The organism is Burkholderia sp. Leaf177 (genome assembly GCF_001424345.1).
In the GTDB taxonomy this organism is placed as follows: domain Bacteria; phylum Pseudomonadota; class Gammaproteobacteria; order Burkholderiales; family Burkholderiaceae; genus Caballeronia.
In genome coordinates this window covers 299620-320366 of record NZ_LMPF01000002.1, presented here as the reverse complement: position 1 = coordinate 320366, position 20747 = coordinate 299620, and the positions used below count along the sequence as shown (strand labels likewise).

Annotated in this window: 19 protein-coding genes; 10 read left to right on the top strand and 9 right to left on the bottom strand. The window is 61.3% G+C overall.

All coding sequences use genetic code 11. The features are described from left to right. Positions 1 to 33 precede the first annotated feature (33 nt). Together ASG35_RS05240 and ASG35_RS05235 are read left to right on the top strand one after the other, a co-directional pair. A complete protein-coding gene (locus tag ASG35_RS05240) occupies positions 34 to 495 on the top strand; it encodes an Lrp/AsnC family transcriptional regulator (RefSeq protein WP_056353564.1) in 462 nt (153 codons plus the stop codon). 135 nt (positions 496 to 630) lie between these two features. After that, a complete protein-coding gene (locus ASG35_RS05235; protein ID WP_056353561.1) occupies positions 631 to 1740 on the top strand; it encodes a saccharopine dehydrogenase family protein in 1110 nt (369 codons plus the stop codon). A gap of 41 nt (positions 1741 to 1781) precedes the next feature. Here the strand turns inward: ASG35_RS05235 and ASG35_RS05230 are convergent, their stop codons facing one another. Continuing rightward, positions 1782 to 3080 carry a cation:proton antiporter gene (locus tag ASG35_RS05230; protein WP_056353559.1) on the bottom strand — a complete coding sequence of 433 codons (1299 nt, stop codon included), beginning with the start codon at positions 3078 to 3080 and terminating at the stop codon, positions 1782 to 1784. 246 nt (positions 3081 to 3326) lie between these two features. Between ASG35_RS05230 and ASG35_RS05225 the strand changes: the two genes are divergently transcribed. Beyond that, positions 3327 to 4223, top strand: a complete 897-nt coding sequence (locus tag ASG35_RS05225) for a LysR substrate-binding domain-containing protein (RefSeq protein ID WP_200945691.1) — start codon at positions 3327 to 3329, stop codon at positions 4221 to 4223. Here the strand turns inward: ASG35_RS05225 and ASG35_RS05220 are convergent. The 4 genes from ASG35_RS05220 to aldA all read right to left on the bottom strand — a co-directional run bounded on the left by ASG35_RS05220 (position 4190) and on the right by aldA (position 9904). Then, positions 4190 to 5854: a GMC family oxidoreductase gene (locus ASG35_RS05220; RefSeq protein WP_056353553.1), complete on the bottom strand. Its 1665-nt coding sequence runs from the start codon at positions 5852 to 5854 to the stop codon at positions 4190 to 4192. The two genes, ASG35_RS05225 and ASG35_RS05220, sit on opposite strands and share 34 nt — an antisense overlap. 15 nt (positions 5855 to 5869) lie before the next feature. After that, positions 5870 to 7087 (bottom strand): mandelate racemase/muconate lactonizing enzyme family protein, encoded by a 1218-nt coding sequence (locus ASG35_RS05215; RefSeq protein WP_056353550.1) that lies wholly within the window; start codon positions 7085 to 7087, stop codon positions 5870 to 5872. Further along, positions 7084 to 8412, bottom strand: a complete 1329-nt coding sequence (locus ASG35_RS05210; protein WP_235527450.1) for an MFS transporter — start codon at positions 8410 to 8412, stop codon at positions 7084 to 7086. The genes ASG35_RS05215 and ASG35_RS05210 overlap by 4 nt, the downstream gene beginning before the upstream one ends. Before the next feature lie 67 nt (positions 8413 to 8479). Then, positions 8480 to 9904, bottom strand: a complete 1425-nt coding sequence (gene aldA, locus ASG35_RS05205) for an aldehyde dehydrogenase (RefSeq protein ID WP_056353544.1) — start codon at positions 9902 to 9904, stop codon at positions 8480 to 8482. A gap of 213 nt (positions 9905 to 10117) precedes the next feature. Here aldA and ASG35_RS05200 point away from each other — a divergent pair, with 213 nt between their 5' ends. Beyond that, on the top strand, positions 10118 to 11503 hold the full coding sequence (locus ASG35_RS05200; RefSeq protein WP_056353541.1) for an FAD-containing oxidoreductase: 1386 nt from the start codon (positions 10118 to 10120) through the stop codon (positions 11501 to 11503). Between the two features lies 1 nt (position 11504). Here the strand turns inward: ASG35_RS05200 and ASG35_RS05195 are convergent, their stop codons facing one another. The 4 genes from ASG35_RS05195 to ASG35_RS05180 form a co-directional block, all read right to left on the bottom strand. Beyond that, complete coding sequence (locus tag ASG35_RS05195) at positions 11505 to 12248, bottom strand: enoyl-CoA hydratase/isomerase family protein (protein WP_056353538.1); 744 nt, start codon at positions 12246 to 12248, stop codon at positions 11505 to 11507. A gap of 6 nt (positions 12249 to 12254) precedes the next feature. Next, positions 12255 to 13553 carry an MFS transporter gene (locus ASG35_RS05190; RefSeq protein ID WP_056353535.1) on the bottom strand — a complete coding sequence of 433 codons (1299 nt, stop codon included), beginning with the start codon at positions 13551 to 13553 and terminating at the stop codon, positions 12255 to 12257. Positions 13554 to 13567: 14 nt separating this feature from the next. Then, positions 13568 to 14722 (bottom strand): hypothetical protein, encoded by a 1155-nt coding sequence (locus ASG35_RS05185; RefSeq protein ID WP_235527449.1) that lies wholly within the window; start codon positions 14720 to 14722, stop codon positions 13568 to 13570. Positions 14723 to 14831: 109 nt separating this feature from the next. Next, positions 14832 to 15350 (bottom strand): ankyrin repeat domain-containing protein, encoded by a 519-nt coding sequence (locus ASG35_RS05180; protein ID WP_156393016.1) that lies wholly within the window; start codon positions 15348 to 15350, stop codon positions 14832 to 14834. Positions 15351 to 15693: 343 nt separating this feature from the next. Between ASG35_RS05180 and ASG35_RS05175 the strand changes: the two genes are divergently transcribed. The 6 genes from ASG35_RS05175 (at position 15694) to ASG35_RS05150 (ending at position 20690) form a co-directional block, all read left to right on the top strand. Beyond that, positions 15694 to 16320, top strand: a complete 627-nt coding sequence (locus tag ASG35_RS05175; protein WP_056353532.1) for a DUF938 domain-containing protein — start codon at positions 15694 to 15696, stop codon at positions 16318 to 16320. A 218-nt stretch (positions 16321 to 16538) separates the two neighbouring features. Beyond that, on the top strand, positions 16539 to 17678 hold the full coding sequence (locus tag ASG35_RS05170; RefSeq protein ID WP_056353529.1) for an aromatic ring-hydroxylating oxygenase subunit alpha: 1140 nt from the start codon (positions 16539 to 16541) through the stop codon (positions 17676 to 17678). Between the two features lie 52 nt (positions 17679 to 17730). After that, positions 17731 to 18000 carry a hypothetical protein gene (locus ASG35_RS05165; RefSeq protein ID WP_056353527.1) on the top strand — a complete coding sequence of 90 codons (270 nt, stop codon included), beginning with the start codon at positions 17731 to 17733 and terminating at the stop codon, positions 17998 to 18000. 480 nt (positions 18001 to 18480) lie between these two features. Beyond that, complete coding sequence (locus ASG35_RS05160) at positions 18481 to 18765, top strand: hypothetical protein (RefSeq protein WP_235527448.1); 285 nt, start codon at positions 18481 to 18483, stop codon at positions 18763 to 18765. Positions 18766 to 18877: 112 nt separating this feature from the next. Next, positions 18878 to 19081 (top strand): hypothetical protein, encoded by a 204-nt coding sequence (locus ASG35_RS05155; protein ID WP_235527447.1) that lies wholly within the window; start codon positions 18878 to 18880, stop codon positions 19079 to 19081. Between the two features lie 10 nt (positions 19082 to 19091). Beyond that, a complete protein-coding gene (locus ASG35_RS05150; RefSeq protein ID WP_056353520.1) occupies positions 19092 to 20690 on the top strand; it encodes a PepSY-associated TM helix domain-containing protein in 1599 nt (532 codons plus the stop codon). Positions 20691 to 20747: the final 57 nt, after the last annotated feature.

Genomic DNA, 20747 nt, shown 5'->3' with positions numbered 1-20747 from the left:
CAACGCGTTGTATTAACGAAAGGATCACGTTCCATGCGACCGCCGCGTCTCGATCAACTCGACGATATCGACCGGAATCTCGTCGCTTCATTGCAGGCGAACGCACGCGAGAGCGTGTCGGAACTGGCGCGCCAGCTCGGCATTGCGCGCACGACGGTAATCGCAAGGCTTGCGCGGCTCGAGAAAACCGGCGTGATCGCGGGTTACGGCGTGCGTCTCGGACAAGACGTGCTCGATGCCAGCATCCAGGCATACGTTGGCATCAAGCTCGCGCCGAAGTACGGCCGCGACGTGCAAAAGCGCTTCGCCAGAATGCCCGAGATGCAGTTGCTGTGCGCGGTCAGCGGCGAGTTCGACTACGTTGCGTGGCTGCGGGCGGATTCGCCGGACAGACTCAACGATCTCCTCGATGAAATCGGCGGCCTGGAAGGCGTGGAACGCACCACGACGTCCATCATCCTTGCGCGCAAGGTGGATCGAGGTGGCATGAGCTGACGTTTTGTATCGATGTATCGTCAAAACGTCGAAAAATGATGTCGAATCGCATCTTTTTGTGTCTTTTATCAATATTCATGCGCTCCTAAACTGGTGTTCAGGGATTGCCCCGTGACGCCCATCAAGGAGATAAACATGAAAATAGCCCTCATCGGCGCCGGCCTGATTGGCCAGAGCATCGCCCACTTGCTGCGTGAAACCGGCGACTATGAAGTCGTGGCTTTCGACCGCGATGCTCACGCGCTCAGCCTGCTCGAAGCGCAGGGCATTGCAACCCGCCGCGTGGATTCCGCCGATGCCAACGCGCTGCGCATCGCGCTTCAGGGCTTCGATGCGCTCATCAACGCCATGCCGTATTACCTCGCCGTGACCGTTGCAACAGCGGCGAAGGCCGCGGGCGTGCATTACTTCGACCTCACCGAGGACGTCCGCGCGACGCACGCAATTCGCGCCATCGCCGACAATTCCACGCACGCGTTCATGCCGCAATGCGGGCTGGCGCCGGGGTTTATCGGCATCGTGGCGCACGATCTCGCGAAGCGTTTCACCGAGTTGCGCGAGGTCAAGATGCGCGTGGGCGCGTTGCCCGAATTCCCGACGAACGCGTTGAAGTACAACCTGACGTGGAGCATTGACGGTTTGATCAACGAATACTGTCAGCCATGCGAAGCAATCCGCGACGGCAGTACGCAATGGGTGCAGCCGCTGGAAGGCCTGGAACATTTTTCCCTCGATGGCACCGAGTACGAGGCGTTCAATACATCGGGCGGCCTTGGAACGTTGTGCGAGACGCTGGCGGGGAAAGTGGAATCGCTCGATTACAAGTCGGTGCGTTACCCGGGACATCGTGAGTTGATGAAATTCCTGCTCGACGATCTGCGCATGTCGAGTGACCGTGACGGATTGAAGGCCATGTTGCGCCGCGCGGTTCCGGCGACGGCGCAAGACGTGGTGCTGGTGTTTGTCACGGCGACCGGCATGCGGGACGGACGTCTCGTGCAGGATGTCTTCACGCGGAAAATCTTCGCGAAGAAGATATGCGGCGTGCCGATGAGCGCCATCCAGATCACAACCGCCGGCGCGATTTGCGCAGAGCTCGATCTGTTCCGTGAAGGCGTGTTGCCGGCGAGCGGCTTTATCAGGCAGGAACAGGTTCCTTTGCAGGCGTTCCTGGACAACCGGTTCGGCCGCTTGTATGAAGGCACGCGGGAAGTGGCGGGCGTGCGGGAACTTGCCGAGGCTTGAGACGGGGCAAGGGCGGCTTCAACGCCGCCTTCAACGCCGCCTTAGCCTCGATACCGGTTCATCAACGGCGTAGAAGTAATGCCATGCAGAATCACCGACGCCGCGATGACCGCCAGCACCAGCGGCGCGAGCGGCTGCGCGGCGCTCCGGGGCGCATGTTCGAGCGCATACAGCAAATAATAAAACGATCCGACGCCGCGAATCCCGAACCAGCTTGTCAGCAGCCGTTGCGATTTCGTAGCCGACGATCCAATCAGCGACGCCTGCACCGAAACCGGCCGCGCCACGAAAAACAACAGCGCAATAACGGCCGCGCCATGCCACGTGAAAAGTGTGTCCCACACGTTGGCGAGCACGCTTCCTATCATCAGCATGACGGCGACTTCGGCGATGCGTTCGAGTTCTATCGTGAAGCCGAGTACGCGTTCCGCAACGAACGCGTGCGCGCGATCGGGGTCTGAAGCCGTCGCGCCCACATCCTGCGCGTCGATCTTGCCTACAGCCTCGTGCGCGGATTTATCGCCGCTCGCTTTCTGTTCGACACGGCGCATCGCGAGGCCCGCCGCGAACACGGCCAGAAACGCATATGTGTGCATCAATTCCGCGATGCCATACGAAAGCGCGATCAGGCCAAGCGCGTAAAACCCCTCCGGCCCAAGCGCCAGGCTATAACGCGTACGCAAAAACGCGATCAGCCGCACGGCTAGGTCGCCCAAAATCCAGCCGACCGCCAACGCGCCTGCCACGCCCCATAACGCATCGCCGGCAAATTGCCAGCTTAAAGCCTGTTGCGGCGACGCTTCGTAGTTGCACACCGCAATTCCCAGCAGCGCAAACGGCAGCGCGATGCCATCGTTCAGGCCGCCTTCGCCGGTCAGCGAAAAACGCAGGAGATCGATATCGCCGGGAACCTGGACTTGCACGTCGTGAGCCAGGACAGGATCGGTCGGGGCGAGCATCGCAGCGATTAGCAATGCGGGTCCCCAGCTCATGTGCAGCAAGTAGACGCAGGCAAGCGTCATGATGGCGACGGTTGCGACCATCGCTAACAAGCCGAGGCGCACGGGCAATAGCCAGATCCGGTCGGTCGGCGGCACGCGCAGGCGCAGGCCGATCGCGAACAGCGATACGAGCATGGCGACTTCGGTGATTCGGCGCAGCAGAGTGGCGTCGCCGAGCAGATCGATCTTGAGGAGACCCAGACCAAACGGGCCGAGCCCAAAGCCAATCGCCAGATAAACCATTGCGCTGCTGATGGGAAGTTCTTTGAACGTCGAGCTGGCAAGCCCCATGAAGATGAGCACACCGCCAACGACGAGAAACCATATCGTTTCGGTCATGAGAGCCTGAGGTTGATGCAACGTAGGCCTCATTTGGAGCAAGGGACGTGCCACCACGCCGGCTTAACGATAAAAGCCGGAACGCCGTTTCATCTTTGGACGCCGAAAATCATGAATTCGTCACAGTCGCGGCGGCGGCCTGCGTAATATCACGCGATTGCCGGACATGCTCAATGAGGTGCACCGGCTTTCTGAGACCTACGAACCCTCGAATCGCAGAACCATCGAATTACCGTGAAACGTAAAATGCCCGCGCTCAATGCGCTGAAAGCCTTCGAAGCCGCCGGCACGACCGGCAGCTTTACCCGCGCCGCCACGCTGCTCAACGTCACGCAAAGCGCCGTCAGCCGCCAGGTCCGGCAACTGGAGGAGCAACTCGGCGAGACGCTGTTCGCGCGCCGGCATCAGCATCTGGTTCTGACGCCCAGCGGCCGGGTGCTTTTGCGCGCGCTGCAGCAGTCGTTCGACAAGATCGAGCTGACGGTGCGTGCGATCAGCCAGAAAAACGATGTCAATCGACTTCGCATCAACGTTCCGCCTACGTTCGCGGCTCGCTGGCTCGTGCCGCGTCTTGGCCGTTTGCGCGCGGCGTTCCCGGAACTGGACCTGAGCATCACGACGCGCGTGGAGGACGGCATCGCGGATTCGAACCGGCTCGACTGCGCGGTTCGTTTCGGCGATGGCGAATGGAACAACCTCGAAAGTACCTTGCTGATGCACGAACGCCACATTGCGGTGGCGTCGCCGGAATTGCTGGATCGCGAAGGTGAGCGCGCGCCGGTGGACCTGAACCGCTTTACGCTGCTGCACGTGTTATCGGGCGAAGATCAGCGATACCTCACGTGGCAGCATTGGCTGGACGCGGCGCGGATTGAAGGCGTGGATACGGACGGCGGTCACGAATTCGACGTGCTCGATCTGTCGATACAAGCAGCGGTCGACGGCATGGGCATCACCATTGCCGATCGTCACATGATCGCGGCCGAACTGGCGTCGGGGCAATTGCGCCAGGTGCTCGATGTGGAGATAGAAGGGCGGCAATCGTACTGGTTCGTGCTGCGTCCCGAACAGCGTGCAAGCGGGACGCAGCGCCTGTTTCAGCAATGGCTTCAGGCCGAGGCTTCGGCGAGTGCTTCACGTTGAACGAAATTGCCTGAGATGGCGTCGTCGAGGATCATCTGCGCGGCTTTTTCGGCGACCATCATCACCGGTGCATTGATGTTGCCGGACGTGACGTTCGGGAAAATCGATGCATCCACGATCCGCAACGCTTCCATGCCATGAACGCGCAAGCGGTTATCGACGACCGCGGTTCGCGCGTCCGGGCCCATCGCGCATGAGCCGCACAAGTGGTAGATCGAGCCGCTGTTTTCGCGGAAATACTCGAGCATGGCGGCGTCGTCGCCTTCGGGCACGACCGATTCGCCCGGCAACGTTTCTTCCACCGTCACTGCGCGCAATGCGTCGGCCTTCATGATGGAACGGATCAGGCGGCTGCCCTGAATCACTTCATCGATATCCTTTTGCGTCGTCAAATAGTTCGCGCGGATCAGGGCGGCATCGGCGGGATTCGACGATGCAATCTCGATGGAACCGCGGCTTGTCGGGCGGCACGGATTGAACGCGAGCAGAAATCCGGGATACGGCTCGGGCGTGAGTTGCGAGCGGCTCGATTTCGGAATCTGGTACGACAGCGGGTTGAAATAAAGCTGCATGTTCGCGTGCGGGCTGGCGGGATCGGTGCTGAAAAAACCGCCGGCCTGGTTCACGCTCATCGCAAGCGGTCCCTTGCGCGTCAGCAAATATTGCAGACCGAGTTTCAGCTTGCCAAGAAGCGATCCAAAATCGCCGTTCAACGTCGGCATGTTCGCGCGATAGTAATAGCTCGCGCACAGATGATCCTGCAGGTTCTGGCCGACGGCCGGCGACGCGTGCACGAGCGGAATGCCGTGGCGCGCCAGCAAATGCGCCGGACCGACGCCGGAAAGTTGCAGCAGCTTCGGGGTATCGACGGCGCCTGCGCACAGCAGCACTTCCCGCTTCGCACTGAACGTTCGCGTAACGCCGTTCTGCATGACTTCGACGCCGGTTGCACGCCGTGCATCGAACAGCACGCGCGTGGTCAACGCATGATGTTCGATGCGCACTTTCTTGCGTTTCAACGCCGGTTCCAGATATCCCACGTTGCTCGATGCACGCTGGCCATTGCGCGTGTTGACGTCGTACACGCCTGCGCCTTCGATTCGCGCGCCGTTGAAGTCGTCGTTGCGCGAGATCTTCAGTTCGTCGCAGGCATCGAGGAAATGACGCGTGATCGGATGGATGCCGTCTTTCATGGACGTCACCTGAATCGGGCCGCTCGAACCATGCACGGCGGTGTTGCCGGCAGCGTGCGTCTCGAGCTTGCGGAAATACGGCAGCACGTCTTTATACGACCAGCCCGCGTTGCCGGCCGCAGCCCAGTCGTCGAAATCGCGTGGCGCGCCGCGCACGAAGATCATCGCGTTGATGGAGCCCGAGCCGCCTTGCACCTTGCCTCGCGGCGCGTAGATCTTGCGGCCGGCGAGTTCCGCTTCGGGTTCGGAGTAGTACATCCAGTTGCACGCGGGATCGTAGTACGTCTTCGCAAAACCCACGGGTATCTTGAACCAGAACGAATCGGCCTTGCCACCGGCTTCGAGGACCAGCACGGAATGTTGTCCCGATGCCGACAAGCGCTCGGCCAGGATGCAGCCCGCCGATCCGGCGCCAACAATGATGTAGTCGTAAGTCATATTCAATTACTCGCCTCAGCCTTTGGCCGGAGAAGAATCCCGTACATCGGCGGGCTTTGACGCCATCTGCAGATGCAGACGATCGCCGGTATAAGGGGAATGCGCGCGCACCACATCCATGTTGAGTTCCACGCCGAGTCCCGGCGCTTTCGACGGAATGATGTAACCGTCTTCCCATTGAATCGGCGTCTTCAATATCTGCGCATGAAAACCATCCCATGTGCCGATGCTTTCCTGAATCAGGAAGTTGGGCGTGCACGCGGCGAGCTGGATGCTCGCAGCCGCGCCAACGGGTCCGTTGTAGAGATGCGGCGCGATCTGCGCGTAATAGACCTCGGCGAGCGCCGCGATCTTCTTGGCTTCGAGCAGGCCGCCGCAACGCGCAACGTTCAATTGAAGAATCGATGCCGCGCCCGCTTGCAGCAGCTTGAAGAATTCGTACTTGGTGGTCAGGCGCTCGCCTGCCGCGATCGGAATGCTCGTATGGCGCGCGACTTGCGCCATTGCGTCTTCCTGGCCGGGCGGCACGGGTTCTTCGAACCACAACGGATCGTATTTTTCGAGCCGTTGGGCCAAGCGGATTGCCGACGATGGAACCATCTGCCCGTGCGTGCCGAACAGCAGGTCGCAACGGTTGCCAACGGCTTCGCGTATGCGCTTGCAGAATGTCTCGCAGCGTTCGAGCACTTCCAGCGAAAGCTGATGGCCCGAATACGCGGTGTACGGTCCGGCCGGATCGAACTTGACGGCGGTGAAGCCGAGGTCCGCGTTCTTCACCGCGCACTCGGCGGCGAGATCGACGTCGTCGTAATCGTATTCACCCGCTGCGTTTTTCGGATACAGATACGTGTACGAGCGCAGCCGTTCGTTCACGAGGCCGCCCATCAGTTCGTACACGGGTTTGTCCGCTGCCTTGCCGATAATGTCCCAGCACGCCATTTCCAGGCCGCTGACCACGCCCATCATCGTGAGATCGGGACGTTGCGTGAAGCCGCTCGAATATGCCTCGCGAAAGAAGCGCTCGACATGATGCGGATCGTGGTCCTGGAGGTAGCGCCCGAAGACGTCGTCGATGATGTGCGCCATCGCTTTCGGATGGAACGTCGCCGAATAGATTTCACCCACGCCTTCAATGCCGCAAGCCGTTTTCAGCTTCACGAAGATCCAGTACATGCCGCCAAGATGCGGCGGCGGCACGGCTACGAAATGCGTTTCGAGGGAGACGATTTTCATCGGATGGCATCCTTTGTAACGGTCTTGCGCATGCGCATCAGGGCGAGCGCGGCCACGCCGCCAATCACGCTGATCACAGCAATGTAGGAAAAGTAAATTTGATAGCCGGGAAGGCCGGGGAAATGCTCGGTAGTCCAGCCGTTCACGAGCGGCAGAAAGACATCAGGCGAATAACCGATCAGCGAAACCAGCCCGATCGCAAGGCCCGTGATGCGCAACGGAATGCCGCAATCATCGAGCAGCGACCAGTAGAGACCACGAATGGCGTACGTCAGGATGCCGATGACCAGCACCACGACCGCAATAACCGCAACCCCCACGCGTGGTTCTATATGCAGGGTCGGCAGCACGGCCAGCGCGACGAGCCCGATCGCGGCGAGAAACAACGCGGTGCTCAGAACGCCGAGCGTGGAGAAACGATCGCCGAGATACCCGCCGCCAATTCCGCCAATTGGCCGCATCCACAGCTTGAGCGTGGTGAGCGTGCCGGCCATCACGACCGTCATCTTGAGGTCGCCGACCTGCAAGTACGCGGAGAAGCTGTAGGTTGCCCAGAAGATCTGGTATCCGCAGAACACGACGGCGGCCATCAGCCAGAGCTGCGGAATACGCATCAGCAAAACGAGGTCGCGCCACAGATTGTGTTTCTGCGTCAGGTTATCCGCTGCTTGCTGAAGCTCCTGTTGCGTGGCAGGCGGTTCCTTCACCATCACCATCAGCAATCCCAGGCCGATACAAAACGCCGAATACAGATAAACGACGTAACGGAAACCCACATTCGTCGGCAAGCCGTGTTTTTCGGTTGCAGCGGCGAAGATCACGAGCGCGACGGTCGCGAGCAGCGCTTCGATCAAACCCCGGCCGCCGTCGAGCAACCCGAAGAAGCGGCCTTGTTCGTCGTGCGCCGCGATGGTCTTGACGCGCTTGAGGATCGACGCCCAGAAGGTCAGGCCGGTGGTCAATCCCCAGCAGCAGAACACGACGAGCAGCACGGGGAAGCTCGGCGCGGTCGAATAAACCAGCCCGAGCGCGCCGGTGGCAATCAGCGAAAAGCAGATCAGGAAACGTGGCGCGATGCGGTCGGCAAGCCAGCCGCTCGGCAAATAGCACAGCAGGAAAACCGTGCCCAGGATGGAATACAGATACCCAAGCTGGCTGTTGTCGATATGAAAAAACTCGAGCATCGGCGTCTGGTAAACCTGACGCAGATACAGCAGCGGGTAGATTGCGCCTGCGGCAATGACCAGCAGCAGGAGCTGGATGTATCGTTGTGAGCGGCTTGTTTCAGCAACTGCCGGCGTGATGCCGGTCAAGGTTTTATCCACGATAAGTCTCCTTCAGCGCGCTCTTGAGGCGCGCTGTTTTTATCGATCCATGCAGGTTGGGGAAAAATCAGTACTTCATGACCACGAGGCGGGTCTGGGTGAATTCGAGCATGCCGTGCTTGCCGTCGTCGCCGCCGAGGCCCGAGCGTTTCCAGCCCGCGTGGAAACCTTGATACGGATCGGCGGGCGTGCGGTTCACGTAAAGCTCGCCCGCTTCAATCTCGTTGGCCACGCGCATGGCGGTCCGATAGTTCTCCGTATAAAGCACCGACGACAAGCCGTATTGATGGTCGTTAGCCATGGCGAGGGCGTCGTCCAGCGTGTCGTACGAAATCACTGGCAGCACCGGTCCGAAGATTTCCTCTCGCACGATCTCCATGTCGTGGCGGCAATTGAGCAGCAACGTGGGCGGGTAGAAAAAACCGGCGGTGTCGGGCAACGTTCCGCCGGTTGCGATCGTCGCGCCTTCGGCGACGGCGCGTTGCACCATCGCGTGAATGTTGTGTTGCGCCGCGCGACTGACCAGCGGTCCCATCAGCGATGCGTCTTTTGAGCGATCGCCGAAACTCACCGCGCTCAGCTTCGCGCGCAGCAATTCGACAAAGCGATCGTGCACGCTTGCATGGACGTAGACGCGTTCCATCGCGGTACACAACTGGCCGCAATGCGTGGTCTTCGATCCGACGATGGCGCTCGCAGCAGCTTCCAGATCGGCATCGGGTTCGATGATCGCCGGCGCCTTGCCGCCGAGTTCCAGCGAAGGTTTCGCGATATTCGTCTTGCAGTAATCGAGCACGATGCGCCCTGCATTCACGCTGCCGGTCAGCGTGATCATGCCGACGGCCGGATGCGTGCAGACCGTGCCGGCGGTCGCGTGGTCCATGGCGAGCACGTTGAACACGCCGGCCGGCAAACCCGCTTGCCGGGCGGCTTCGGCGACTTCGAGCGCGGACGTTGGCGTGTTGTTGCTCGGCCGCACCACGACCGTGTTGCCCGTGATCAGCGCGGGCGCGACCTTGCGCAACAGCGTGTAGACCGGATAGTTGAACGGGATCAGGCACGCGATCACGCCAATCGGCTCGCGATGCAGCACGAGGTTTTCGTCGAACGTGTCGCTCGGGATGACTTCGCCTTCAATCCGGCGCGCCCATTCGGCGTGGTAACGGGTGATATCGGCGGCGTAGCGGGCTTCGTTTTCCGAATCCGCCACGCTTTTGCCCGATTCCAGCGCCAGCGCCGCGCCGATTTGCGGCGCACGTTCCACGATGGCGTCGGCGAAACGGCGCAGATGTTCGCCGCGCTCGATCGAGCTCAGCTTGCGCCACGTTTTCTGCGCCCGCGATGCAGCTTCCACGGCGGCGAGCGCATCGTCTTCTGACGCCAGCGTGACGCGCGCGATGATCTCGGCGGTGGCGGGATTGTCGACATCGGCAAACCGATCGGACGATGAGTCGATCAGGCGGCCGTCGATGAAGTTACGGTAGGTGCGCATCGTGATTGCCCGGAATGAAGCGCCGCAGCGGATCCGCGACGTGAATGGCGGTAGTTTTAGCGGGCGTGACACTGGGCCACAAGCGATTAAATCTCGACCCGTCCATGCGTAAAACGCACACACGGCGGGAAGCGTTGCTGATGCATCGATGCCAGCAGAGAGCTACCATGCAAAGACGAAAACCCCGCTGGACCAACCGGAGGAGACATCAACATGTCGCAACACTTTGACGCCATCGTGATCGGGACAGGACAAGGCGGCGCGCCGCTGGCCGTGAAGCTTGCAGAGAGCGGCAAACGCACGGCGGTCATCGAACGGTCGTTGTTCGGCGGGACGTGCGTGAACGTTGGCTGCACGCCCACCAAGACGTATGTGGCGAGCGCACGCGCGGCGTACGTCGCGCGCCACGCGGCAGAATACGGCGTGATCCTCGATGGCGGCGTTCGCGTGGACCTGGCGCGCGTCAAGGCGCGCAAGGACGAAGTCATCGGCGCATCGCGCGACGGCGTGGAGAAGTGGTTGCGGGGAACCTCGGGCGTGACGGTTTTCAATGGTCACGGGCGCTTTACCGGGCCGCATTCCATCATCGTGCAAGGCAACGACGGCCAGCAGCACGAACTCTCGGCGGATTCGATTTTCATCAATACCGGGACGCGCGCGACCGTGCCGGAAATCGAAGGGCTGGCGGGAATTTCATATCTGACGAATTCCACAATTCTTGAATTGACGCAGTTGCCCGAACATCTGGCGATCGTGGGCGGCAGTTATATCGCGCTGGAATTTGCGCAGATGTTCGCGCGCTTCGGCAGCCGCGTGACGGTGCTCGTGAGGGGCGACCGGGTCCTCGCGCGCGAAGACAAGGATTTCGCGGAGCAGGTTCAGAAGGTTCTGTCGCGCGATGGCGTGGCGTTTCTTTTCAACACGGAGACGTCGAAGGTCGAGGCGGCGGGCGAGGGCGTGCGGATCTGGTTCAAGGATGGAAACAACGTCGATGCATCGCATCTTTTGTTCGCCACGGGACGCACGCCGAATACCGATGACCTCGGGCTGGAACACGCCGGCATTGTGCCGAACAAGCACGGTTTGATCGACGTCGATGGCCAGCTTCGCACCAAAACGGAAGGCGTCTGGGCGCTCGGCGATGTCAACGGGCGCGGCGCCTTCACGCATACGTCGTACAACGATTACGAGATCATTGCGTCGAACGTGGTGGAGGGCGAATCACGCAGCGTCGATTCGCGAATCATGTGTTACGCGGTTTTTGTGGATCCGCCGTTTGCGCGCGTCGGCATGAGCGAAGCGGAGGTCCGAAAAGATGGCCGCGCCGCGCTGATCGCCACCATGCCGATGTCGCGCGTAGGCCGGGCACGTGAGCGCGGCGAGACGGACGGTTTCATGAAGGTGCTGGTCGACGTAAATACGAAGAAGATTCTGGGCGCGGCAATTCTGGGAATAGAAGGCGATGAAGCGATTCATACGTTTATCGACATCATGAATGCCGACGCGCCGTACACCACATTGCAGCGCGCGATGCATATTCATCCGACGGTGAGCGAGCTGATTCCCACGCTGTTGGGCATGTTGAAGCCGCTTGAATGACTCAGCTTCGCCGCTGTTTGATGCGCTCGGCAATCGCCGGGCTTTGGAGCGAAGCTTCGTAGGCGGATCGATCGGTTAAAGCCTGGGAATCGCCGGTCGCGATGGCATTGAGTTGCTGTTTCATCGAACGCACGACGTTGGGTTCGCAAGCGCGCAAGGCATCAATATATTCCGCTGTGCGCGTCGTCAGTTGATCGGCCATGACCAGATCGGTCAGGAAGCCGATGCGCGACATCTCGGGCGCATCGATTGCCATGCCGGTGAGAAAAAGCCGCTTCGCCTGCATGAGCCCGAGTTCGCGGACATACCGGCGCATGCCGTCCGGGTAGTAATGTAAGCCGATGCGCGCCGCCGGCATGAACATGCGCGAACCTTCAACGCCAATCCGGATATCGCAGCACAGCGCAAGGTCTGTCGCGCCGCCGTACACGCTGCCGTTCAGCGCGCAGATTGTAGGAAGCGGACAAGCTTCGAGCTCGTTGAGCAGGCTTTCAAACGTATCGTCGATATCACCGGCAGCAAGCGCCGAAAGCGTGTAGCCGGAGCTGAAGGTGGTCGAACCGGTGCCCGTGACAACGAGCGCAAATGTTGTTGTATCGGTTGAAGCTGCGGCAATCGCCTCACGCAGTCCCGCCACATCCGCGGGATCGATACGATTGTGCTGTTCCACGCGCGTCAGGCGGATCGTGACCACGCCGTCGTGCCGCGACCACGAAAACCCTTCACTGACGCTCGTTTCGGTCATATCCGTTCACCCCGCAGGCGTGGCTTCCTTGTCTTTGTCCTTGTCTTTCTTCGCGGCTTCGTCGTTTGCAGCGGCATCGCGGGTTTCCGGCATGGCCAGCCACACCAGCGCGACAGCCAGCGCACCCGCGGCCGCGAGCCCGAAGAAACTCGTATTCACACCGAATTTGTCGGCGACAAACCCGGCTATCGCCGTGCTCAACGTCGCGCCAACACCCGCCGCCAGCCCGAAGAATCCGATACACAAGTTGTATCGGCCTTTGCCGCCGGCAACGTCGGCTGCGATCAGCGGCAACATCACGCCGAAGACCGCCGCGCTGATGCCATCGAGCATTTGCACCGGCACGAGCAGATAAGGGCTGCTCGCGCTGCTGGCGGCGGCGAACAGCAGCGCGCGCAACGGCAACGCCGAAAAACCGAGGATCAGCACCGGCCGTCGTCCCCAGGTTTGCGCCTGCCGCCCGACCCAAGGCGACAATCCCGCCACGATGAACTGCGGCACGATAATGCACGCCGCGATCACCAGTTGAACGTTGTCGCCCATGTGCGCGGTGACTTCGCCGGCGGCGAGATTCAGCATCGCCGCATTCGAAAGGTGGAACAGCACCACGCACGCGGCGAAAGTCAGCAAGCGTGGATCGCGGAGCAAATCGCGCAGGCTTTCAGGGCGCTCGCCGCCGGCTGAACTGAGGGCATCGGAAATCGTCGAGCCTGCTTTCGATGCCGCTTTTTTCATGCGCGGCACGACCGGCGGCATCTCGTGATGAATCATGTTCAACGCGACGAGCGCCGGCAACGCAAGCGCGGCGGTCAGGAAAAACACCGATCGCAGCGACAGATATTCACCGAACACGCCCATCAACGCGGCAGTCAGCGCGCTGCCGATGGACGCCCATCGCGCATTGCGCCCGAGCCGCGTGCCGAGATCCGCGCGCGAGACGAGGGCGAGCGAGATGGCGGCCATTGCCGGAACGAGCATGCAACTCGCGAACCCGTGCAGCACTTCGGCCGCGAACACGGCCACGAACGTGGGACTCGCGCCCAGCAGCAACGCGCTGATGATGATCGCGATGATCGCAGCCGCTGCCGCGCCTTTCTTGTTGCGCAGAGCGTCGACGAGCGCGCCGGCGGGCAGCTGGCTCGCCATTGCGCTGATCGTGCCGACGCTCAGCATCAGCCCGATCTCGCCCTGCGTCCACTTGTTCGCGGCGAGATAGGAAGCGATGAACGGCCCGAAGCCGGTCTGCACATTCGCGACAAAAAAGTTCAGCCAATCCAGCGCGCGCAGACTTCGTGCAGTAACCATATTTCAGATCGTCCTCATTGTTTCGAGGGCCGCGCGGCGGATGATGCAGCCGCTACCGGTCCCGAGGACGTTGAAGCAGGTACCGCAGCCGATGCCGCCGTCGCCGCTGATGCCGCCGCCGCCGATGCAGGCTCCGACGCCGCGGCCGGTTCTGCTGCGGGCACGACGGGCGAGATGATCTTGATCGGCTGATCGGGCGAATAGGTCGGTGCGGCCTTGATCTGTGTATCGGTGAAATCCAGTTGCAATTGCATCACCTTGTTGCGCGAAACCACGCGCAGGTCCGGCCAGTTGGCCGCGACTTGCCGCTTGTCGCCGGCGAGGGAATCGGAGAGGTCGATGACAAGCGCTTGCGGCTGCGCTTGCGAATCGATCAACACATCGACCACCCGGCCCATGCGCGCGCCGCTCTTTTGCGTGACGTTTGAATCGACGAGTTGCGCAAGAGTCGGCGGAACTTCGGCGACAGAACCCGGCTTCGGCGGCGCTTCCGCCTTTTTGCCAGCGGCCGCTTGCGGCATGACAAACGTCACGGGCGCTTTCTTGTCGGCCGGATTGAAACGGAACGCGCTCCACGGGAACGTGACCTTGCGATCGCCCACGCCGAGGAAGCCCGACAGGTTCACGATCATGAGCTTAGGCTTGGCGGCGGCGTCCACGTACATGTCCACCGCGCGGCCGACGATCTTGCCGTCGCGCTGGATCTCGCTGTCGAGCAGACCATGGATCTGCTCGTGCTGCATGATGCGCGTGGTGAGAATCGGCGGCGGAGGCGGGGGCGCTTTCTCTTCGACGGGCGGAGGCGGCGGTGGCGGCGGTTTTTTCGGCACGACGACGCGGCGCTTGGGCTTCGGACGCGGTGCTTTTTGCTCGATGGGCGGTTGCGTGGCAACGGGCGTGGAAGCCGGCTCTTCTTCCGGTTCTACGGCTTCGGGCTCGCTCGCCGGCTGCGGTGTCGACAAATCGATGATCGGCGCGGCCGGCTGTGTCGGAAACAGGCTGCATCCGGACATGACCGAGACCAACGCCAGGCCGATAAGGATCGCAAGCGTCCTGGCCATCGCGCGCCAGTGCCAGTCATACGCTCGTAGCGGAAAGCCGCCCTGCGTTGAGCCGCCCTGCGGAAAGCCGCCCTGCGGAAAGCCGCCCTGCGTTAAGCCACCCCTCATCACAAGAGCTCCATGTTGCCGGATCGCCTTCAAAAGAGTCGTGCGCCGTCAATCGGGGTGATCGATGGCGCGGGTTTATCGGTCGTTGCCTTGCCAGAAAGCCGGAAGGTCAGACGCCCGGCGGCCGCGACTTCGCTTCGGTTGCTTCCGCGAGTCGCGCGACGGTGTCGGGGGCGCCCATTTTCGCGGCAGCATCGCGCGCGGTAAAGCCGTTTGCGTCCTTGGCGTCCGGATTTGCGCCATGCGCGATCAGGAACTCGACCATTTTGACGCGATTGAACATGGCCGCGATCATCAGCGCCGTACGGCCATCGGGCGATGCGCCTTCCACGTCCGCGCCATGTTCCAGCAGCGCTTCGATAACCGGCTTGTAACCCTTGAACGCCGCGCCCGCAATCGGCGTCTGGCCGTTGTCGTTGCGCAGGTTCGGATCGGCTTTATGCTGCAGCAGGACCCGCACGGCGTCGGCGTGACCGTGATAGCTCGCGAGCATCACGAGCGTGTCGCCCTTGTCGTTGCGCATGTTGGGCGGCAGGCCCTTGTGCAGCAATGCGTCGAGCATGGCGGCGTCGCCGCGGCGGGCGGTATCGAAGACTTCGGCCGCGAAGTTGATGAGTTCTTCGCTCATCGTTTCCTGGTTCGGCTTTTGCTCGCCAGAAGGGGTATCGGTTGGCATGAAAGGCTCCATGGAATGATGTGAACCGGGAAGCGTCCGGGCGGGATGCGAATGCCGGGGCTGGCGGCCTTCCGGGTTCCGGGTGCGGGTGGTCGGTGCCGGCGTTCAAGTGCGTCAGGATACACAGGTTTGATCGAGGGCCGCACGAGGAAGCAGGATTCGGGCCGCGCCAGGCGCGCTCGTACGGCTGAACTGTTTTAATTACGTTTTACCCGTGCTTTGGTCGAGTCGGATCTCTCTTGACCCACGCAAACCGGGCGCTTACGCTCGCCACCACTTCCCCTGGAGATGCGCTTTGAGCACCGATAACTCCGATAGCCTGCGCCGTATTGCGCCGGCTGCCACACGTAATCGCGACGTGATCCGCGATGTCCTCGTGCGTGTATTGCCGAAGAGCGGAACCGTCCTCGAGGTTGCGAGCGGCACCGGTCAGCACGCGGTGCATGTCGCCGCGGCACTGCCGGGCATCACGTGGCAGCCAAGTGACCCGGATGAAAAGTCGCTTGCGTCCATCGATGCATGGCGGGTCCACGCCGCCCTCGCCAACCTGAACGCGCCGGTCGCGCTGGATGTATGCGCCACGCCGTGGCCCGTGCCCGACTCGCTTGCAGGAATTGTCTGCATCAACATGATCCACATTGCGCCGTGGGCGGCGGCCGAAGCGCTGTTTCGCGGCGCGGGCGAACGGCTGACCAACGGCGGCGTGCTGTTCCTCTATGGACCGTACAAACGCGACGGCGCGCACACGGCGCCATCGAACGAAGCTTTCGATGCCCAGCTTCGCGCGACCAATCCCGACTGGGGCGTGCGCGACATGGAGGACGTGGTGGAACTGGGCCGCCGCGCCGGTCTGGCGATGGAAGAAGTCGTGCCCATGCCCGCCAACAACTTCAGTCTCGTGTTCAGGCGTGCGCAAATCTAGGTTTCGGCAGCGGGGATCCGCAAAATTTTCTGCTCCGATGCCCGCCCCGCACGCCTTCGCCGAACTTTAAGCACGGCGCGTTTGCGCCTCAAACGGCCTCTCGCGTGTAGACTGCGGTAGGCCCGTAGGTTGCATCGTCTCCCCAAAACATCTTTTCGCCAATTTCGGCTCATATTGAGCCGATTTTTCGCCGATACCCTCAAGCGGAGGCATCGTACATGCATGTAGCGCTGCAGCAGGAAGCCGTCACGAGCGGCACGCCCGCCGAACAAGCTCAAAAAACGCCGCGCGATCTGCGCCGCGTCGATATCAATCCCGATCACTGGTATCCCGTTGCATGGTCGCGCGAAGTCAAGCGCGGCAAGGCGCATGGCGTGAAGTTCGCCGGCGACCCGGTTGTGCTGGTCCGTACCGAAAGCGACAAGGTGTTCGCACTCGAAGACCGCTGCGCGCATCGGCAAGTGCCATTGCATGCAGGCGTGGTCGACGGCGAATCCATCCGATGCTGTTATCACGGCTGGACCTACGACTGCTCCGGCAAATGTATCGACGTTCCCTATCTCGGGCGCGAGCGCCTACCCAACGGCGTGCGCTCATACCCGTGCCGCGAGGAAGCCGGCCTGATCTTCATTTTCCCGGGCGACCCTTTGCTGGCTGAAACGGTGCCGTTCCCGGCGCTCGGTTCCGTCGGCGATAAAGCCTATAAAACCCGCCGCTTCGGCCGCGAGGTGAAGTGCCATTACTCCTTCATGCACGAAAACCTGATGGACATGAACCATCAGTTCCTGCACCGCAAGCAGATGGGCCAGATGAAAGCGCGTTCGGTCGGACGCAGCCGGGGCGAGGACTGGGTCGAGGTGAACTATACGTTCGCGCGTGAAGAGGGCAAGCAGCCGATCGGCGAAGCGCTGGTATTCAGCCAGAAACGCGGCACGAAGCCCGACGATAACAACAAGGACGTGATGACGATTCGTACGGAATATCCGTATCAGACGCTACGGATCCGCACGAAGGACCAGACCATGGTGATGGATCTGTGGATTGCGTATGTGCCGCTCGACGCCGAGCAGCGCACGAACCGCACGTTTGGTTTGCTGTCGATCCGGCGGCCGAAGATTCCGGGCATTCTCGATGCCGCCTGGCCGTTGCTGGTCTGGTTCACCGAGCGTATCTTCAAGGAAGACCGGTGGATCGTCGAGCGCGAGCAGGAAGCGCACGACCGGCAAGGCGCCGATCATAATCACGAGGTGTTTCCGGTCATTCTCGAACTGCGTTCGCTGCTGACCGAATGTGGCGCGCCGCTTCGCGAGCCTGCGGTGGAACGTCGCGTACATATGATTCAACCGGTGACGGACTGATATCGTACGTGACCGGCTGAATGTCATGTACCAACCAGAGAGGTCGATCATCATGGAACCCAACCCGACAGAAGACCGCGTCACGCCTTCGGTCAACGTCAATGCGCCGCCCGAGCAGGATCACTTCGATGCCGCCATCAGCCACGTCGACAGTTCATATTCTTCGGGCGTGCTGGCCGCCAAGGCCGCGAAGGGAATTTTGTACAGCGTGATCGAAACGCTGGGGACGCTTATCGGCGATCCGGATTTGCCCGAGCACGCGCGCTCCGGCTATCAGGCGCTGCTTGTGAGCGCGGAAGAACTGCGTTCACGGATCGATTGAACTGCGTTCACGGATCGATTAACAACGGCTCACAGCCAGCCTGGGGTAACACCCGGGCAATAATTCAAGGTCAACTACGGAGCACACTATGAGTAAAGCCCAGGACGCAAAGAAATCCGAGAAAAAGGTTGCACTGAAATCGCCGAAAGAAAAGAAAGAGGCGAAGAAACTGAAGAAGGAGGCGACCAAGCGCCAGTAAGCGTTATGACCACGCGGTGATTATGTAAGCGTGAGCGATCTCGCCGGTGGTTGGAAACAAATTCATTCGGCAAGGAAGCGCCAGTTATCACGTTGTTGCAGCTTGCAATCCAGCGGCTCGCCTTCAGGCGGGCCGTTTGCGTTTTTCCGGGGTTGTCCATCGAGCGAGAGATACGCGGAATCTGGATTTTCTGTATGATAATGATTCTCAATAACTTGTCCTGACCGCGATGCTCGTTTCGGGCAGGACGAACGCGCTTTATCTCCATGCATGACGTCTTTATGCCGGCATCCGTTGTGTTTGCGATCGCCGGTTCCCTGTTGTACTACCTCGCGGCGCCCGGACAGCGCTGGCTGAGCGCGCAGCTGGCGCCGCGAATTTGCAGGACGCTTTCGGCGGTGTTCATTTGCTCGGCGATTGTGATCGGAGCAAACGGGTTGCATCCCGCTACGGCGCTGGCTGTCGTGTTCACTACAGTCATGGCGTGTCTGACCGCATGTCCGTTCCTTGGCGTGCTAGCCGCCCGGTCGCGCTCTCGGCCTCACTCGCTGGACGCGCCGCGGTGACTTCGAAGACCGGCCGGTCCGGCAAGAAAGCCGAAATCACGTCGCGTGACTGGACGCTCAAGACGCTGGCGGGGGTTATCGGCGGATTTGGCTTGGGATTGCCGCGAGCGGGTTGCTCGCTTGCCTCACACCCGGTCCGCTCGATGCACAAAACAAATTCCAGGTCGCAATGTGGCTCGTGCCGCCCGTGTGGATCGGCGTAATGAGCGTGAGCTTCGTGTTTCGCAGCGGAGTGCGCGCGTGGCTGTGGCTCGGCGGCGCCAATGCGCTCGGTTTCGCGATGCTTGCGCTCGCCCGCCATTTCATTGTTCGCTAACTGGAAAAGCATGCGCAGCGACGTCATTCGCGTCTATAAGACAGTTCATACGTGGACGGGCATCATCGCCGGGCTGGCGCTTTTTATCGCGTTCTATGCGGGCGCGGTGACCATGTTCAAAGACACGCTCGACGCTTGGGTTACGCCGCCCGTCGCCCGCGTGCAAGTGTTTCCGATGGCGCAGGCGCCGTCGGTCATTCAACAGACGCTGGCGGCTTTTCCCGCTGCGCGGCGGCAGTTCACGCTGCGGCTCGAACCCAAAGGGCAAGCGAGTTTATCGTGGCGCGAGCGCGGCAAACCGCAACGCGTTTCCACGACGCTCGATGCCAAAGGCCACCTGAAGACGCATATCCGAGGGTTGTCGGACGCCGCGAGGTTCATCGATATCCTGCATATGACGGCGGGCATTCCCGGCGGTTTCGATGTCGGCATGGGCGTAATGGGCGTGGTTTCGCTGGTGTACGGGCTCGCGCTGGTATCGGGCGTGATCGTGCTGTTGCCGAGCCTGATCAAGGATTTGTTCGTGGTGCGGGTGGGCAAGAACCTCAAGCGGATGTGGCTCGATGCACACAACGTAGTCGGCATTTTGAGCTTGCCGTTTCATGTGGTGATGGCTTTGTCGGTCGTTGCGTTCGGGCTGAACGATTACATCTTTCCGGTGCAGGACCGGGTGATCTACGGCGGTACGCTCGATGCCACCATCAAAGCGCAAAACCCGTATTTCGCGAAGGCGCCGGCCGCGCCGGGTTTCGATTCCGCCAAGTTGCTTCCACCCGAACAAATTCTCGCGTCCGTGAAACAGCGTGCACCCATGTTCGAGCCGTCCGAGCTGAGTTACCGGGGCGCGGGGGAACCGGGCGCGACTGTGTTCGTTGCGGGTGACGATCCGCGTTATCTCGCTCGCAGCGGCGGTTTCGCGTTGCTCGATCCCGTGTCCGGCCGCTTTCTGAATGCACAGTTCCTTCCCGGCGCCGATGGCACCGCGTGGTCCGCCGCCACCAGCGCGCTCTTCGCGCTGCACTTTGGCAGCTATGGCGGCGGAACGATTCAATGGGCGTATTTCTTCCTCGGACTCGGCGGCGCTTTTCTGTTTTATTCGGGCAACTTGCTATGGATAGAAAGCCGCCGCAAGGCCGAACGTCGCGGCGAAAGCATTGTGGTCAGGCAACGGCCGGCCACGTATTTCATGGCCGCGCTGACGGTCGGCGTGACGCTCGGTTGCATGGCGGGCATTTCCGCGACGCTCGCCGCCGGCAAAATATTAAGTGGACGCGTCGCCGATCTGCCGGCCTGGCACGCGCGGATCTACTACGCCGTGTTTTTAGCGAGCATTGGCTGGGCGTTCGTGCGGGGCGGGGCGCGCGGATCGGTCGAACTTCTGGCGATGACGACGTTCGCAACCTTGCTCGTGCCGGTGGTATCGGCGATTGGCTGGCTGTTTCCATCGACGGGAATGTGGTTCGAATCGTCCACCGTTGGCGTCGATATTGGCGCGCTCGCTGCTGCCGCGTGTTTTGGCTGGATGTGGCGAATGACGGCGCGGCGAGTCAGAACGGGCGCACAAGATAGCGTTTGGGCGCGCCCGGCGCGAGATGCGCAAAACGCGTAAGCCATAAAAAAGCGCCGGCGGAAATCTTCCACCGGCGCTATTCAACACATGCTTGCA